The 16,927-nt window shown below is 55.0% G+C and carries 11 protein-coding genes; all 11 read right to left on the reverse strand.

The features are described 5' to 3' along the window. Positions 1-44: 44 nt before the first annotated feature. A complete protein-coding gene (locus tag WMW72_RS05600; RefSeq protein ID WP_341414432.1) occupies positions 45-6,290 on the reverse strand; it encodes a glycoside hydrolase family 3 C-terminal domain-containing protein in 6,246 nt (2,081 codons plus the stop codon). A 218-nt stretch (positions 6,291-6,508) separates the two neighbouring features. After that, positions 6,509-7,597, reverse strand: coding sequence for a prephenate dehydrogenase (locus WMW72_RS05605; protein ID WP_341414433.1), 1,089 nt, complete (start codon positions 7,595-7,597; stop codon positions 6,509-6,511). Further along, complete coding sequence (gene hisC / locus WMW72_RS05610; protein ID WP_341414434.1) at positions 7,594-8,694, reverse strand: histidinol-phosphate transaminase; 1,101 nt, start codon at positions 8,692-8,694, stop codon at positions 7,594-7,596. Before hisC ends, WMW72_RS05605 begins: the two co-directional genes overlap by 4 nt. Positions 8,695-8,909: 215 nt before the next feature. Then, a complete protein-coding gene (gene trpA, locus WMW72_RS05615) occupies positions 8,910-9,719 on the reverse strand; it encodes a tryptophan synthase subunit alpha (RefSeq protein WP_341414435.1) in 810 nt (269 codons plus the stop codon). After that, entirely contained in the window at positions 9,706-10,911 is a 1,206-nt protein-coding gene (gene trpB, locus WMW72_RS05620; protein ID WP_341414436.1) for a tryptophan synthase subunit beta, read from the reverse strand. Before trpB ends, trpA begins: the two co-directional genes overlap by 14 nt. After that, positions 10,904-11,674: a phosphoribosylanthranilate isomerase gene (locus WMW72_RS05625; protein ID WP_341414437.1), complete on the reverse strand. Its 771-nt coding sequence runs from the start codon at positions 11,672-11,674 to the stop codon at positions 10,904-10,906. Before WMW72_RS05625 ends, trpB begins: the two co-directional genes overlap by 8 nt. 1 nt (position 11,675) lies before the next feature. After that, on the reverse strand, positions 11,676-12,491 hold the full coding sequence (trpC, locus tag WMW72_RS05630; protein WP_341414438.1) for an indole-3-glycerol phosphate synthase TrpC: 816 nt from the start codon (positions 12,489-12,491) through the stop codon (positions 11,676-11,678). Beyond that, positions 12,481-13,527: an anthranilate phosphoribosyltransferase gene (trpD, locus tag WMW72_RS05635; RefSeq protein WP_341414439.1), complete on the reverse strand. Its 1,047-nt coding sequence runs from the start codon at positions 13,525-13,527 to the stop codon at positions 12,481-12,483. Before trpD ends, trpC begins: the two co-directional genes overlap by 11 nt. A 37-nt stretch (positions 13,528-13,564) precedes the next feature. Continuing rightward, positions 13,565-15,106: an anthranilate synthase component I gene (gene trpE / locus WMW72_RS05640; protein ID WP_341414440.1), complete on the reverse strand. Its 1,542-nt coding sequence runs from the start codon at positions 15,104-15,106 to the stop codon at positions 13,565-13,567. A 329-nt stretch (positions 15,107-15,435) separates the two neighbouring features. Beyond that, the gene (gene aroH / locus WMW72_RS05645; protein ID WP_341414441.1) at positions 15,436-15,813 is read right to left on the reverse strand and encodes a chorismate mutase; all 378 of its coding nucleotides are present in this window, start codon (positions 15,811-15,813) and stop codon (positions 15,436-15,438) included. A gap of 3 nt (positions 15,814-15,816) precedes the next feature. Continuing rightward, positions 15,817-16,914: a 3-dehydroquinate synthase gene (gene aroB / locus WMW72_RS05650; RefSeq protein ID WP_341414442.1), complete on the reverse strand. Its 1,098-nt coding sequence runs from the start codon at positions 16,912-16,914 to the stop codon at positions 15,817-15,819. Between the last annotated feature and the right edge of the window lie 13 nt (positions 16,915-16,927).

Below are 16,927 nucleotides of genomic sequence, written 5' to 3' on the forward strand. Positions count from 1 at the left end.
GCCCGCTCCAAGCGGTCTGTTCCTGCTGTGCTTCTTGACAACATTTATTGCAGGATCTTCTGAGCGACGATAGCCAGATCTTCAATATCAATCTTGCCGTCGTTATTTACATCCGCATGCTTGACTAGATCCCAATCCGGGTCGGCGGACGTTTTGCCGTACGCAGCCGCCACGATCGCGAGGTCGCCAATCGAATAACGCCCGTCTCCGTTCGTATCGCCTGGGTTGCGGGTTATGACGCTATCCAGGAACTTAGATAGTGCCTGCTGCAGAGCGACTGCAGCCTGGTTAATCTGCTCCTGTGTGGCTGACGCGTCATCGGCTACCGCCTTGGCCAGCTGAATGGCCGTTAACAAGGCTGCCTTGGAACCAACCGGATACTGGCCGGCGCTCGTACCCTCCGTCGCATTCCGATGCTTCTCCAGCGCCGAATCGATCAGTTGCTTCAAAACCTTGTTGTCGGTGGCCACAGCAATTTGCAGCTGATGCTGCACGCTTGGAGACGCTGTTTCTACCCCGTGTCCATCCGCCATGATGGCTTGGGACAATGTAATGACTGTGCTTGTCGGCTGACTGGCGGATGCCGCTCTCCACTTCAACTTCAGCAGAGGAGCATTCAGATCACCGGCACCCAAGTTGGCGGTAAGCAGACGAATCTGCCCGGCCTTTTTGGATTGACCTACGATTTTAAGTCCTTCAATCAATTCCTCTGCTCCATCGAATTCCACCTGCTGCGGATCAAAGGTAAGGGTCAAATCTTGCGCATAGACGCTTTGCGATGCGTTCTGTAACCCAAGTACAAGATCGAACGGCTCGTTTCCTTTTACCGAGGCCGGGCCAGACAAGGTTACACTAGGGGGGACAGGTCGATCCGGCTGCACCGTGACCGAGATGGATGCTTGCAGTGCGTTCGGATTGCCGATTCCGTTCTGCAAGGTCAGCACACCCTCGATGACATACGTCTTGGCCACTTGCCCGTTGTAGCTGTCTCCCTTCCAAGTTACAGGCAACGAAATAACCTCTTCATTGTCTAATTGAACTTGGACAGAGGAAGGCAGTGGCAGTGCGTTGAACGCAGTTCCCCAATCAACACTTACCGCCTGTGGCTGCACCACGGATTTGATCGTCCGCTCTGCCGAATTTTTCGTCCACTTGGCATAGAACGTTTGGTTCTGGGTAATGACGGTATCTGCGGTGATCGCGTCACCGTTGCCATCGGCAGTAGCAAACCAGCCGTTGAAGGTGTAGCCTTCACGTACCGGAGGAGCCGGGAGCTGCGCTGCAAGTGCAGCGCCTTTGATGACCGATACCGTGCTTGGTGCCGGGGAACCGGCGTAATTCAGATTAAATGCAACGTCAACATAATCCGGAAGCGTATTGTCATAAACAAGCTCAATGTACTGAAGATTTGCATTGGTGCCGTTAAAGCGCATATAGACATCTTTGCTGCCTTTCGCTTGCGTGCGGTCCAGGAAGTTCGTCGCATCGCCTAAGTAACGATCGATATTCGTATTGTCGCCTACCACTTGCTTCGTGCTGGCTACTCCGTAGGCTGCCCAACCGGAACTCGCTTTCTGAGCAAGATTGATGCTCGCAAGCTCCTTGCCCATGATGAAGGAACCGCCGCTGTACACGTCATTATAAGCTCTACCTTGCGTCGTGGAGCGTTTCACCGGACTTCCCGTATTGTCAGCTTCCGTGAAGAAGAGGAAATAAGGCTGACCGCCTTCACGCGAGTATCGGACTTTGATCTCCACGAGTTTATTCAAGTCCAGCTTGCCGAGATAAACAAGATCGTTCGAATTCACATAGCTCATGGCATCCGTACCGGTCTCGAATCTGAATCCCGTGTTGGACGTAAAGATCCATGGCGCGTTGTACGGATAGATTCGCTTTACGCCAGGTTGATCTTCCGAGAACGTCGCCTGGATGTTCACCGGCATCGTTGAGCGCTTCAGTTCAGCGATCGCGGCATTCAGTTCGGTAACCGACTCGGCCACGGCTTCCTGGTTGATCGGATTGTTCAGGACCGGTTTGATTCTGTCCAGAACCGCGTTGAATTGCGTCTTTTTATAGGCGGTGTAAGCATTCAAATCCAAGGCCTGCGCTGCTTGAATAGCCGCGCTCAGAGCTGATACATCCACCTGATCCTGATACAACTGGAACTTCAGCCAGTTCAAGTCGATACCAGAGCTTTCAAATACGATTTTGAGCGTATGCGGACCTGCTGTCAGGTTGACATCCGGGATCGAGAAGGTTCTCCATTCACCCTTGGTTGTCGTCAAGTCAAAGGTTCCGAGCAGGTTGCCGTTGTCGTAGACGCCAAAGGACATTTGGGCGACTTCCGACTGGCTGGAGCGAAGGCGGGATGTGATTTTGTACTTGCCGCCTTGTTCGACATTCAACTTGTACGAGATTTCTTCGCCTTTGTTGTTATTCGTGTAGCATAGCCCTCCGTCCACATCGTTGCACGCTACAGAGGCAATCGCCGGTGTAATCGCCGCAGCCTCGGTTTCAGCTGCCTTTAATTTGGTATTGATGCCGATATTCTTGGTCGCTACGTTCACATCCGTTTGGAAACGAACATAGTCGAAATCTGCATAAAATGGCTGTGTGAGCGTTGTGCTTCCGTTGGATGCTAGCAGGCCGAACTTAGGGTTGGCATAGCTCGCCGTCGTGCTGCCTACGGAGATATAGTTCGTACCGTCTACACTGACATAGCCGGAGTACACATTGCCCAGTTTTTTCAGTCGCAGATAGATTTCCGTCTTATCGCCAACCAGACTGTTGATTTGGCTGGCTGATAGCTGGCCGATCGTCACAGGCTCCGCTCCGTTTACTTCCTTGGTCATCCCAATAATTTTGTTGGAGCTGAACTCATACTTCAACCAAATGTAGTTGTTATTGTCCTGCGACGCCGTGATTCCGAAGCCATTATAGTTCTCGCTAGGAGGCTTATTCGTATTGACCTTGACGGTTGCTTCCCAGTTGCCGAACGCTTCCTGCTGGAAGTAGTTTTTCAGATCCGCATGATCTCTCCAGAAATCTCCTCTCTCCGCAATGATTCGGAGAGTGCCACGAGCAGGATCCAGCGACCAGTTCGCTTTATTCTCGGAATTAGTCGATGTTTCTGTGTTGATTTTCCAGAATGGACTTAGGGTTGCCGTATTAAATTCATCTGATTGAGGCAGTTTGCCGAACTGCACGACATACGTATTCGCTTGATCCGAGCTAACCGCTTTGATCGTTACTCTCCGGTTGACAGCATCCTCAGTAAGAATACCCGTTACGCCCGGGTTGCTTTCAAACGTGACCTTAGGCAAGGTAGTGATGCTGTTCAGCCCGACATCGTAATTCAATCTCGTTTCTGCAAATCCTTCGATCGGTACGCCGTCAATCTTAACCGATTTCAAGTAGGCGTAGGTTGGATTTTCAAAGATCGGCTCCAGTCCTTCCGCGGATGAGAAGATGACTTTATAGATTCGTTTCTCTCCGCCGGCCGTTACGGTAATAACTGCTGCCGGTCTCTCCGGCGTAGCCTGCACGACCGTTACCGTTGCGCCGTTGCCCGCTTCTCCTTGCACAACAGGATAGGTGCTTACTTCTGCACTGCCGTATGCCTTGTAGTCCAGCACTAACGGATTAAAGGATTTGATCCGTTTGCCGCCTACCTTGATTCCGCTCAGCTGCGGATCTCCCGGCTTGGCAGTATCCACTCTGAACCAGTCCTTGCCCGGCGTGTAGTCCACTTGGTAAGGAATTTTCGCCGTTCTTGCGAAAGCAGGAGACTTGATCAGGAAGCCGAGAATGTTCTTGGCGGAACGCTGCAATTCTCCCAGAGTCAAACTTTGATTCGAAAGCGAGGTAAGGATATTCATCGTATTGCCGCCGCGGTTTCTGATCGTTTCCGCATAGCCGTCGGGAATAACCATATAGAGATCGTTTTGTGCGCGAATCATCGCTTTTCCGTTGGTTTCGTTGGAATTGTTCGTATAGTACCCTTGCTCTTCGCTCAGTCTGGCCCACCAGTCGGTCATGACGATCCCGTCGAAGCCCCATTCTTTGCGAAGAATGGTCGTGTTCAAGTCATAGCTGGAGGATGTCCATGTTCCGTTTACCGGACCGTAGGACGTCATGATGGAACGCGCCTTTCCGCTTTTCACAGCCATTTCATAGCCCTTCAAGTAAATTTCGCGAAGAGCTCTTTCGGATACCAGGGCGTTCGCGGTATGCCTGGCCGTTTCCTGGTTATTGGCTACAAAATGCTTGATTGTCGGAGCCGCACCGTTGTGCTGCAAGCCCCTCGTCTGCGCAATGGCCATCATCCCGGTCAGCAAAGGATCTTCCGAGAAGTATTCAAAGTTTCTTCCGTTCAATGGATTGCGGTGAATGTTGACGCCAGGCCCAAGAACCGTATCGATGTTGTTCAGCAGCATCTCCTTGCCTAGCAGGTAAAACAGCCTTTCGTTAATTTCCAGGTTCCATGTGCTTGCGAGCATCGTGCCATTGGGAATGCTGGTTGCCTTCTGCGCATTCGTTTCCATCCGGATGCCCGAAGGGCCGTCGGCAGCGCTGTCCAGAGGAACTCCGAAGTTCAGTAAGTTATTGGTGACGCCGCCGAAAGCAGCAGCAGTACCAGGCGTTACTTTGGGGCTGGACATCCCTTCACCCATCGTAAGCGCTGCCAAGTCATTATTGGACAATTGAGCGACGAATTGATCCATCGTTATTGTTTTGTTGTAAACATCCAGCAGTTTGTAGCCCTTATTACCAGTCTGAGGGATAGCCGGGGGAAGCTGTTCTTGGATGCGATTGGCCAGATTCGTGTTCCGTTGAGGAACCGCCTCTTCAGCCCGAGTAAAGGTGCCGTCTGGATTTTGTGTACCTGTCTTCAGACGCTTAAAATCCCGGGTAGGGGCCAGCGCCTCCTGCAATTCCTTAACCACTTTTAATGCTGCGAGTTTGTACTCTCCTTGTTTATCCGCACTTCTGACGCTATTGCCGACATAAATCTGATAGCTGCCGGCCTCCAGCACATAGGAGGAATCATGCCCGGTTATTCCGCTATCATCATAAGAAGCCATGTCGTTGATATCAAAGGTAATGGAGACCGTCTGCGACGCACCAGGCTGCAGAACGCCTGTTTTGGCAAAACCGATCAGTTGCTTGGCCGGCTTGCCCAGAAGACCCTGCGGTGCACCAAAATACACCTGGACAACTTCCTTGCCTTCTGCTTTACCCGTGTTTTTCACCGTAGCCTGGACCGTGATCTCATGCTGAGCTTCCTTGATCTCGACCTTGTCGGTCGTGATTTGGAAGTTCGTATAGGACAATCCGAATCCGAACGGGTACAGCACTTTATCCGGAGCAAACGTTTCAAAATAGCGGTAACCTACATAAATATCTTCAAAATACTTGTTCTCCGTGCTGCTTCCGAAATAAGCAGTCGACGGATAGTCTGCAAGAGACGCCGCAATCGTATCGCTCAGCTTGCCGCTTGGCGTCACATCGCCGGTCAATACGTCCGCTACGGCACTACCGCCTTCCATGCCTCCCTGCCAAGCATATACAATTGCCGCTTTGGGATAATTTTTGGCCCAGGACATGTCGATGACATTGGCCACGTTGAGCACGATGGACACGCGATCGAACTTGGCATACACCTTATTCAGCATATCAACCTCAAGGTCAGTCAATTGATAGGCGCCCTTGGTGTTCGTGTTATCCTTGTCTTCCCCGGCGGTACGGCCGATAATAACTACCGCAGTATCGGACTGTACTTTAGCCTGATCCAGAATCGCCGTCGTCAATGGCATCTCAGCCTGGGACCATGGCTCGGCTGCCCAACCGCCGCCGCCGTTGTTGAATGGATTCAATTTAATCCAGTCCGCGTATACTTTCACCAGGTCTTCATTCAGACGAATGCTGGGATTGTTACGCAAGCCCTCTAAAATCCCATTAACGTAATCCACTCTGACGGCGCCGCCAGAGCCTGTGCCGGATTTGTAATAAGTGGCTTGGATCCGGCCAAATACGGAGACCCGCTCACTTTTTTGAATCGGCAATACTTTCTCGATAGCATTGACTGGAGTTGTCCCAACTTTATAGTCAGGATTTTGCAGCAGTACAATGCCTTCTGCCGCCGCTTGCCTGGCTACGTCCGGAAACCCTGGAAGCGCTTGCGCATTCGTGCGGCTGTAGCCAAAGGGTGTGAATAAGAGTACGACGATCATCAAGCCAATTAAAAATTTGAAGTAACTCTGTGAATCTGCTTGCTTGTAGCTCTTCATGCTTAACTACCATTCCTTCCCTTAGTGTTCTGGAGTGAACAACTTGGACGCAGGAGTTGTCCGCTAACTCATCGTTAATACTATCATTTTCAGTTATAGGTAAACATAGGAAATACTCATATTTTCCTTCAAAATAATCACATGTTTCCTTCATATCCCCTCTTGATATCGAACCGCTTGTCTTGTCCTGATTCCCTCGCAAACCATAAAAAAAAAGACTACACGTAGACCGCGTAGTCCTTCTTCAATACCTCAATCGCCTTATCCATGTCGCCTTCCTCACGGAAAGACAGCCTCAGCACGCCGGGAACGTTCTCCCGGCTCTCGATAACCTGGATGTTGCTCAGGTTGACCTTGTTGATGCCGAGCAGCGTCGTAATCTGACCGATGACGCCCGGATGATCCTCCACATCGACATATACATCGTAGAAGGCTTGCATAACGCCCTTGCGGCGTTCGGGAAGTCCGCTGCGGAATTTACCCGCCTGCTGAAACTCTCTCTCGATCCCCGGGCCATCCCCCTGCTCGATCAGCTTGACGAAGCCCGCAATCTCCTCATTCCAGTCCTTCAACAGCCTGAGCAGGGCGCCTTTGTTCGTAAGCAGAATATCGCGCCAGATAATCGGATCGCTGGAAGCAATCCGAGTGATGTCCCGGAAGCCGCCGGCAGCCAGAATCTGATACAGCTCGTTGGATTCATTATACCGGGCAATCTGGTTAACAAGCGCAACCGCGATAATATGCGGCAGGTGGCTGATCGCCCCCACGATCTCGTCGTGAAGCACCGGCTCTACCTTCACCAGATGCGCACGCGTATGCTTCAGCAGCTCAGAGAGCCGATCATAGGCTTCCGGAGGTGTGCCTGCTGCCGGAGTCAGCACGTAGAACGCGTTCTCGTACAACAGCGAGCTTGCCGCCTCGACGCCGGACTTTTCCTTACCCGCCATCGGATGTCCGCCGATAAAGACCGCCTGGCCAAAATCAAGCGCTGCGGCCGCTGCAGCGACATCCGCCTTGGTACTGCCGACATCGGTGATGATGCAGCCGGGCTTCAGCTTCAGCGCTGCCAGCTTGTGCAAGTATTCCTCCAGGTTCCCCACGGGTACGCACAGAAAAATAAAGTCAGCATCTGCTGCCGCTTCTTCCAGCGAGGTCGTCGCATGATCGACCACCTCGCGCTTGATATATTTCTCCACAGAAGCCGGATTATTCGAATGACCTACGATGTACAAGTCCGGCTTTCCCTTGAAGGAAAGCGCCAGTGAACCGCCGATCAGCCCGACTCCGAAAATCGCGATTTTCGTCATGAAGCCGTCACTTCGCCAAGCGTATGTCTCAGCGCAGCCAGGAATTTATTATTTTGTTCCTCGCTGCCAACGGTTACCCGGATTTTCGTCGGGTAGCCCCAGCTTGGGTCATGACGGATGATGATGCCTTGACGGAGCAGGCTTTGGAATACGGCTCCACCTGGACGCTGGACATCCACCATGACGAAGTTGCCATGTGCTTCAAAGTAAGACAGGCCCAGCTCCTCGAAAGCAGCCGTCAGCTGCTGAATGCCCTTGGCGTTGGCCTCACGGCAGAATTCGATAAAGCCGGTATCGCGAACCGAAGCTAGAGCGGCTTTCTGCGCATAAGTCGTCGTATTGAACGGCTCACGCACTTGATTGACAGAACGGATCAGCTCAGCCGAGCCTACGCCATAGCCGATGCGCAGGGACGCCAGACCGAAGATCTTGGAGAATGTGCGCAGCACGACGATGTTTTTGTATTTGTCCAGCAGCTTGATGCTGTCCGGGAATTGGCCCGTCACATTATATTCCACATAAGCCTCGTCCAATACGACCATCACGCTGTCCGGCACCGCGTCCAGAAAACCGGTGATTTCATGCTCATCCAGCACGGTACCTGTCGGGTTGTTCGGGTTGCAGATCCAGATAATCTTCGTTTTGTCCGTTACCTTGGCCAGCATCGCCTGCAGATCATGCTTGCCGTTCGCGTCTACTGGTACCTCAATCACCTTCGCCCCTTCCACCTCAGCATTATGCTTGTACTGCGGGAATGTCGGGAAAGCTGTAATTGTTTCATCCTCCGGTGTCAGAAACGCCCGGGCGATCATTAGAATCACTTCGTCGGAGCCTGCTCCGAATATAATCTGGTTAGTTTGCACGCCCAGCTCGTCCGCTACAGCCTGAGTCAGTTCAACTGCGCCGCCATCGGGATAGATACTGGTTTGTTCGACAGCTGCGATAATCGCTTCCTTCGCTTTGGGCGAGCAGCCAAATGGGTTCTCATTGGAGGCCAGTTTAATCACTTCAGTCAGGCCAAGCTCGCGCTTAACTTCATCGATCGGTTTGCCTGGCTGATAGACCGGTAAGTGAACAATATTTTTCTTGGGTTGCATGTAAGGGTCACCTCATTGGAATTAATTCATAGGGAAATTCGTTCGCAAGACTATGTATGCGAATGCGGAATAGTCGGATATCATTTTACCTCATTTACAGGAGCCGTTCCAGCAATTTTTTTCTGTGAAGCGGTGAAGGGCGACTATATCCTGCCGCAGACATGGAAAAATCCCCGGATCACGAGGATTCCGGGGATTATGAACTTAACCTAAGATTACGAGATCAGCGCCTCTACATACGCCCGGATCGATTGGAGGCCGTCTGGCCTCGTTGCCGGATCGGCAAGCTGCGGCAAGGCCTCCTCGATCTTGCGAACCAGGGCACTGCCCACGACGATGCCGTCGCATACGGTGGAGAAGCGGACGAACTGCTCGCGGTTCGAGATCCCGAAGCCGATCGCAATCGGCAAATCCGTCGATGCCTTGACTGTGGCAAGAAATTCATCGATGCCTGTATGAAATTCCGTCCGCGTCCCGGTTACGCCCAGCGAAGAGACGCAATACACAAAGCCGCCTGCACGGGAAGCGATGCGCTGAACGCGCTCCTTGGAGGTTGGGGCTACCAGCGGGATCAGATGAATGCCATAATCGGCTGCTATGGCGCGCAGCTCCGCGTCCTCCTCCATCGGCAGATCCGGGATGATCAGGCCGCTGATGTCAGCTTCCTTCAGCAGCGGAAACACATGATCCAGCCCGGTTTGCAGCACCGGGTTGAAGTAAGTGAACAAGATAAACGGCAGCTTCGAGCCTTCGCTGCGCGCTTGCTTGGCTACCTCGATGCAGTCCAGGATCGAGATGCGGTTATTACGCAGCGCCCGCATCGACGAAGCCTGGATCACCGGACCGTCCGCCAGCGGATCGGAATAAGGAACGCCCAGCTCGACCATGGCCGCTCCGGCTTCCTCCAGCGTGTGGATGATGTCGATGGAAGTCCGCAGGTCAGGATCTCCGATGGTGATGAAAGGAATGAAGGCCGGCTGTTTCTTCTCGCGCAGCTCGGAGAACTTCTGATCAATGCGATTCATGAGCGGACCCTCCCAAATAGTTCATGATCGCTTCCACGTCCTTGTCGCCGCGACCGGACAGGCTGACGACAATCACTTGGTCTTTGCCCATCTGCGGAGCCTGCTTGATCGTCTGGGCGATCGCATGCGCGCTCTCCAGCGCGGGAATGATGCCCTCCGTGCGGCTAAGCAGCTGCAGCGCGTCCAGCGCCTCCTTATCGGAGATCGGCACATACTCGGCCCGGCCCGTATCCTTCAGATGCGAATGCTCCGGCCCGATCCCCGGATAGTCCAGACCGGCGGAGATCGAATGCGCCTCCTGAACCTGACCATACTCGTCCTGCAGCAGATAGCTGTACGAGCCCTGGAAGACGCCAGTCGTGCCACGCGTCATCGTGGCCGCATGCTTCTCCGTATCCACGCCGTGGCCGGCCGCTTCGACGCCGATCAGACGGACGCCTTCGTCCTGCACGAACGGGTAGAACATACCGATCGCATTGCTGCCGCCGCCGACAGCTGCGATCACCGCATCCGGCAGACGCCCTTCGAGCTCCAGAATCTGCTTGCGCGACTCGTCGCCGATGATGCGCTGGAAGTCACGTACCATCACCGGATACGGATGCGGACCTGTCGCCGAGCCGAGGATGTAATACGTATCCTCGACATGGCTGACCCAGTAGCGGAGCGTCTCATTGCAGGCGTCCTTGAGCGTGCGGGTACCGGAAGTAACCGGCACGACCTCGGTACCGAGCAGATTCATCCGGAATACGTTGAGCTGCTGGCGCTTGATATCCTCTTCGCCCATGAACACCTTACACTCGAAGCCGAACAAAGCGGCCACCGTAGCCGTCGCTACGCCATGCTGGCCTGCGCCCGTCTCGGCGATAATTTTTTTCTTACCCATCCACTTGGCGAGTAAGCCCTGCGCCAGCGCGTTGTTGATCTTATGAGCGCCCGTATGGTTCAAATCCTCACGCTTCAGATATATTTTCGCTCCGCCCAGATGCTCGGTCAATCTTCCCGCGTAATACAGTGAGGTCGGACGGCCGGAATAACGGTGAAGCCAGTAATGAAGCTCTTCCTTGAATTTCTCTTCCTTGCTGTACGTCTTGAACGCATGCTCCAGCTCGATCAGTGCATTCATCAGCGTCTCAGGCACATAGCGCCCGCCGAATTTGCCGAAGCGGCCATGCTCATCCGGTCCGTTAAACAATGGATTTCACCCTTTCGACAAACGTCGTTATTTTCACGATATCCTTAACCCCATCCGTTTCCACACCGCTGGAGACATCCACGCCGCCCGGTGCAAACTCCCGCAGCAGCTCTCCGACATTGTCCGGCTTCAAGCCTCCAGCGACCAGCAGAGGCAGTCCTGCCTCACGGCACCAATCCGAATAAGGAGGAATGGCGTTCCAATCGAACGCATGACCCGAGCCGCCTCCGTAGACCGGATCTACGGTATCGAGCAGCACGCCGTCAATGGCTTCCCGGTAAGGGTCAAGCTGAGCGGCGACTGCCGCTTCCCGTCTATCTCGCTCCCGTTGTACTTCTTCCTCTGCGGTTGGACCCGCTTCCGCCTGAAGCTTTTCTGAATCCACTCCGTCTGGTCCGACAGCAGCGCTAGACGTCCTCGCGCTCAAGGAAACCGCCTTGAGCACTTCCACATCGGAGAAACGCGCCTTCACCTCGCGGCAAAAGGCTGGCGTTTCCTGCCCGTGCAGTTGGATCACGTCCAGCGGCGCCTCCGCCAGCACCGTGGCCAGCTCCTCCATGGCAGGGTTGACGAATACGCCCGCCACCTTGATCGTCCGGCCCGGGCTAGCTTCGCGAATAGCGGCGATCATGGCTCCTGCCTGCGCAGGGCCGACCTGCCGCTTGCTGCGCGCGAAGACCAGCCCGATATAATCGACCGGGAGCCTCCCGACCTGCTCCGCCTGTTCTGTGGTCCGCAGACCGCATATTTTGACCAGTGCCATCTTATTGGCCCTGTCCCTGGACCGTCGCTGCGTTAAGCGGACCCAGCAGCCCGTGTACAGCTTCGGCTACGTCCGGCTGGCGCATGAAATGCTCGCCGACGAGCACCCCCTGGGAGCCGACCGACCTCAGCCAATCGATCTCCGCCGCCTGCGAGATGCCGCTTTCGCTGACTACTGTCACGCCGGACGGTATGTAGGCAGCCAGCTCTTTCGTCGTCTTGAGATCCGTGACAAAGGTTTTGAGGTTGCGGTTATTGATGCCAACCATCGATGGCCCGAGCTCCAAGACGCGCTCCAGCTCTTCACGGTCATGCACCTCGATCAGCACATCGAGCCCAATGGAGCGGGCGATATCCTGGAACTCGCGCATCTGCGCAGTTGTCAGAATCGCCGCGATCAGTAGGATCGCGTCCGCTCCGATCGAGCGTGCTTCATAAATCTGATGCGGATCTATCGTAAAGTCCTTGCGCAGCAGAGGCACGTTCACGGCCTGCCGGATGCGGGTCAAGTACTCATTGGCCCCTTGGAAATACTGCACGTCCGTCAGCACCGAGATGCAATCGGCTCCAGCAAGCTCATACTGCGCCGCCAGCGATACCGGCTCGAAATCCTCACGGATCAGCCCCTTGGATGGGGATGCCTTCTTCACTTCGGCGATCAGCCCCATCGGGCGCTTGCGCCCGGCGCTCAGCGCGCGTTCGAAGCCGAGGCAAGCCGGCATTCCCGCAATTCGGCGCTCCAGCTCGGCTATGGATACCGACTCCTGAAGCAAAGCGACCTCCTGTCGCTTCGTTGCTACAATTCGATCAAGAAACATGGCTCAGCTCTCCCGTACATTGAACTAATTGCTCCAGCTTGGCGGCCGCACGGCCGCTGTCTATCGTCTCGGCTGCCAGCTCTACACCTTCGCGCAGCGTCTCCGCTTTGCCGGTGACATAGAAGCAGGCGCCGGCATTGGCCAGCACGACATCCCGGCAGGCGCCAGGCGCCCCGCGGAAAATATCGTGGATGATCGCGGCATTCACCGTCGCATCGCCACCCACGATTTCCTTCAGCGCATAGCGCTTCAGACCGAGTTCCTCCGGCGTAATCTCCGTTGTGCGGATGTCCCCGTTTCTCAGCTCCGTCACCTGGGTAGAATCGGAGATGCTGATCTCGTCCAGGCCGTCATGGCTGGCCACGACGAGCGCCCGCTTCACTCCGAGTGCCTGCATCACATGTGCGATTGTCTCCGTCTTGCCGCGGTCGAATATACCCAGCACCTGACGATCGGCTCCAGCCGGATTCGTCAGCGGACCGAGCAGATTGAATACCGTGCGGAAGCCCAGCTCGCGCCTGGACGCCGCCACATGCTTCATCGACTGATGGTACAGCTGGGCGAACATGAAGCAGATGCCTGCCTGCTCCAGACAAACGGCTGCCTGCTGGTGGTTAAGCTGGATGTTGACGCCCAGCGCCTCCAGCACATCCGCGCTGCCGCTCTTGCTCGACATCGCACGGTTGCCGTGCTTCGCCACCCGGATTCCGCCCGCCGCCGCTACGATCGCCGCCGTCGTCGAGATGTTGAACGTATCTGCTCCATCCCCGCCCGTGCCGCACGTGTCCAGCAAGCTGGACTGCTCGGTCAGCACGCGGTCGGACTTGGCCCGCATCGTTTCGGCGAAGCCTGCGATCTCCTCGATCGTCTCGCCCTTCATCCGCAGAGCGGTCAGCAGCGCGCCAATCTGCGTCGGCGTCGCTCTGCCCTCCATGATCACGTCCATCACATCGCGGGCTTCCGCCCGGGTCAGATGCTGCATGCCGATGAGCTGCTGGACGGCTTGCTGGACCGTCCGTTTTCCCGATTCCGTCATGACCTGCTATCCCCTCTCCCACTTGGAATGACAACGCTTAGGCGTAATAGTCGTGATTCGTGACCGCCAGCTCGCGCGCCTTGGGCGCAAATACTGCTTCCGCTACGCGAATCGCCTTCAGCATGCCCATGGACTTATTAACCGTCTCCTGGTACTCGCTCTCCGGCACCGAATCCCAGACGATACCGGCCCCTGCCTGCACATAGGCCTTGCCTTGCTTGAAAATAATCGTCCGGATCGTGATGCACGTATCCAGATTACCGGAGAAGCCCAGATACCCGATAGCTCCCGCATAAGCGCCCCGCGCTTCATTCTCCAGCTCGGCGATGATCTCCATCGCTCTCAGCTTCGGAGCGCCGGATACGGTCCCCGCCGGCATGCAAGAGATGAACGCATCATAAAAATCTTTATCCTGTGCAAGCTTCCCGGATACATTGGAGACGATATGCATCACATGCGAGTAACGCTCAACCTCCATGAACGTATCGCACTTCACCGTGCCGAATTCGGACACGCGACCGATATCGTTCCGACCGAGATCGACGAGCATCAGATGCTCCGCACGTTCCTTCTCATCGGCGAGCAGTTCCTTCTCCAGCGCCGCATCCTCTTCCGGTGTCTTGCCCCGGTGGCGGGTACCGGCGATCGGCCGCGTTTCCACCTTCTCGTCCTCAACCCGGACCAGCAGCTCGGGAGACGTGCCGACGATCACCTCGTCATCCATTTTCAGCACATACATATAGGGCGAAGGATTCATCGTACGCAGGATACGGTATACATGCAGCGGGGAAACGTCCGTGCTGATCTCGAAGCGCTGCGAAAGCACCACCTGGAAAATATCGCCGGAGCGGATGTATTCCTGAGCCTTCTGGACATTGCTCATGTACTCTTCCTTGGTCAAGTTAGACTTGATATCACCCAGCGGCACATCGTCCGGAATCGGCCGGTGCGAGTTGGACAGTGTAGGAAGCGGTCGCTTCAGGCGCTCGATAGTCGCTTCGATCTTCGCGCAGGTGGCTTCATAAGCCGTTATGATCTCCGCATCCGTCCCGTGCTTGGGCACATGCACATTCGCGATGACCTTGAGCTGCTGCTTGAAGTGGTCGAACACAATGACCTGGTCGCAGAACATAAACTCCACGTCGTTCATCTGCAGGTCATCTTTCCGGTGGGCGGGCAGCTTCTCATAATATTGAAGCAGGTCATATCCGAAGAAGCCGACCGCTCCTCCTGTGAAACGGGGCAATCCCGGAAGCGAAGGACTCCGATACGTGCGCAAGTACGCCTTCAATACCTCGAGCGGTTTTTCTCTGACCTTACTCGTTCCCTCAGGCCCTTCAATCACGGTCTCGCCATGCTTGGCGCGGAAGATCATGAACGGGTCCGTCCCGATAAACGAATAACGGGCCCACTTGACACCACCCTCAACACTCTCCAACAGGAAGGAATGCTTCTCCTCGTAAAAATGCTGGAATACGCGGATCGGAGTCTCCGTATCCGCCATCAGCGTGCGCACCACAGGGATCAGGTTATACTCTTGCGCCAGCCGTATGACTTCCTTGGCTTCCGGTGTGTACATCTTCATCTCTCCTCTCGTCCTCAGGCGGACCTTATCGAATCACGTATAACAAAAAAAGCCTCTACGCAAGGTAGAGGCGCTGTTCCAGCAGGGAATGAATACTTATTGGCATAGGATATCAAAACCGTATGCGACCGAATACAAGTGAGCTGCGCGCGTATAATCATAATAAGGCCGCTTTACCCCGCACAAGCTGATTCTGTATCGTTCTTCGCCGGTTCATCCGTCTGCCAAACTCTGCTCATCTCTACTGTTCTCTGCTCTGGCTCTACTCTGCTCACAGCCCGTGACTCTCACAGGCTCGCTTAAGCTTCACTATACAACCTCAGTTATGCGTTTGTCAAATTCGATAAATCCGGACGCAGACGCATCGCTTCCCGGAGGTATATGTGATTAATTTCAGACTGTTTCTTCTCCGTGTTGACGGTGACCATCAGACGGACACAGCGTGGCAAGCCGCCCTCTACTGGAATTTCCACCGAGCACATCAGAGGAACCAGCTCCCAACCATCCATCTGCCGGATTGCACGCGCCGGGAACGTAGCCGTCAGGTCCTGCGTGACGGTGACGAACACATGGGCGATCTCCTCCGGAACGATTCTGTTCTCCTGCACGATCTGATTGAGCAGCTCGATCGTGGCATCCAAAATTTGCTTCTCTTCGTTCTGCTCCACGGTAATCGCACCGCGAATTCCCCGTACGAACATGTGTCAATCCTCCTGTTTTAGCCGCTCCACGACATCTCTGACGAGCGCTGCGGACACGTTTTTATTGATCTCAACCTTGCCGATCTCCGTTGGGACGATGTAGACCATCTGGCCTTCCTTGAACTTCTTGTCATGCATCATCGCGGTCATAATCGCATCCGTATCGTAATGAGCCGGAATGCGCACAGGCAGCCCGAATTTACGGAAAATCCGTTCGGTCACCGTATGGATTTCCTCCGGATTGCCCAACTGCACGGACAGCATCGCCGCACCGACCATACCGATCGCAATCGCCTCGCCATGCAGCAGCTCACCATACCCGGCCACAGCCTCCAGTGCATGCCCGATCGTATGGCCCAGGTTCAGGATAGCCCGAAGGTCGTTCTCCCGCTCATCCTGCGAGACAACGGCCGCCTTCACACCACAGCCCTTGTAAAGCCCGTACTGCAGCGCTTCCGGATCCAGTCCCGTCAGACGATCGGCGTTGTCCTCGCACCAGGTCGTGAACTCAGCATCCCAGATCAGGCCATGTTTGATCATCTCCGACAAACCGGCCCGTACTTCCCGATCAGGCAGCGATAGCAGCGTGGACGTATCGTACAGCACGAACTCTGGCTGATGGAACGCGCCGATGATGTTTTTGGCCAGCGGATGATTCACCGCCACCTTGCCGCCGACACTGCTGTCATGCGCCAGGATCGTCGTCGGAATCTGAATGAAGCGCACGCCCCGCATATAGCTGGCCGCCACGAAGCCGGCGAGATCGCCTATGACGCCTCCGCCCAGCGCAACTACCGTGGACTTCCGGTCCAGCCCGGCTTCCAGACACGTCGTAACGACCTCTTCCAGCACGCTAAGCGCCTTGGACTTCTCGCCTGCTTGTACCGTATGGGAGACTGGCTGGAAGCCGGCCTCCTTCAGACGATCCGTCACGGGCTGGAGATAGCGTTCGGCCACATGCGAGTCCGTCACGATCAGCAGCGGGGAGGCTTTGGAGATGCCATGCTTCTCGAAGTAAGCCCCGACCTCCTCCAGCAATCCTTGTCCGATATAAATCGGGTAAGACCGCTCGCCAAGATTAACCGTCAGCTCTTTGATCATCCGTCTTGTCACC

This window comes from Paenibacillus filicis (assembly GCF_038070315.1).
In the GTDB taxonomy this organism is placed as follows: domain Bacteria; phylum Bacillota; class Bacilli; order Paenibacillales; family NBRC-103111; genus Paenibacillus_G; species Paenibacillus_G filicis.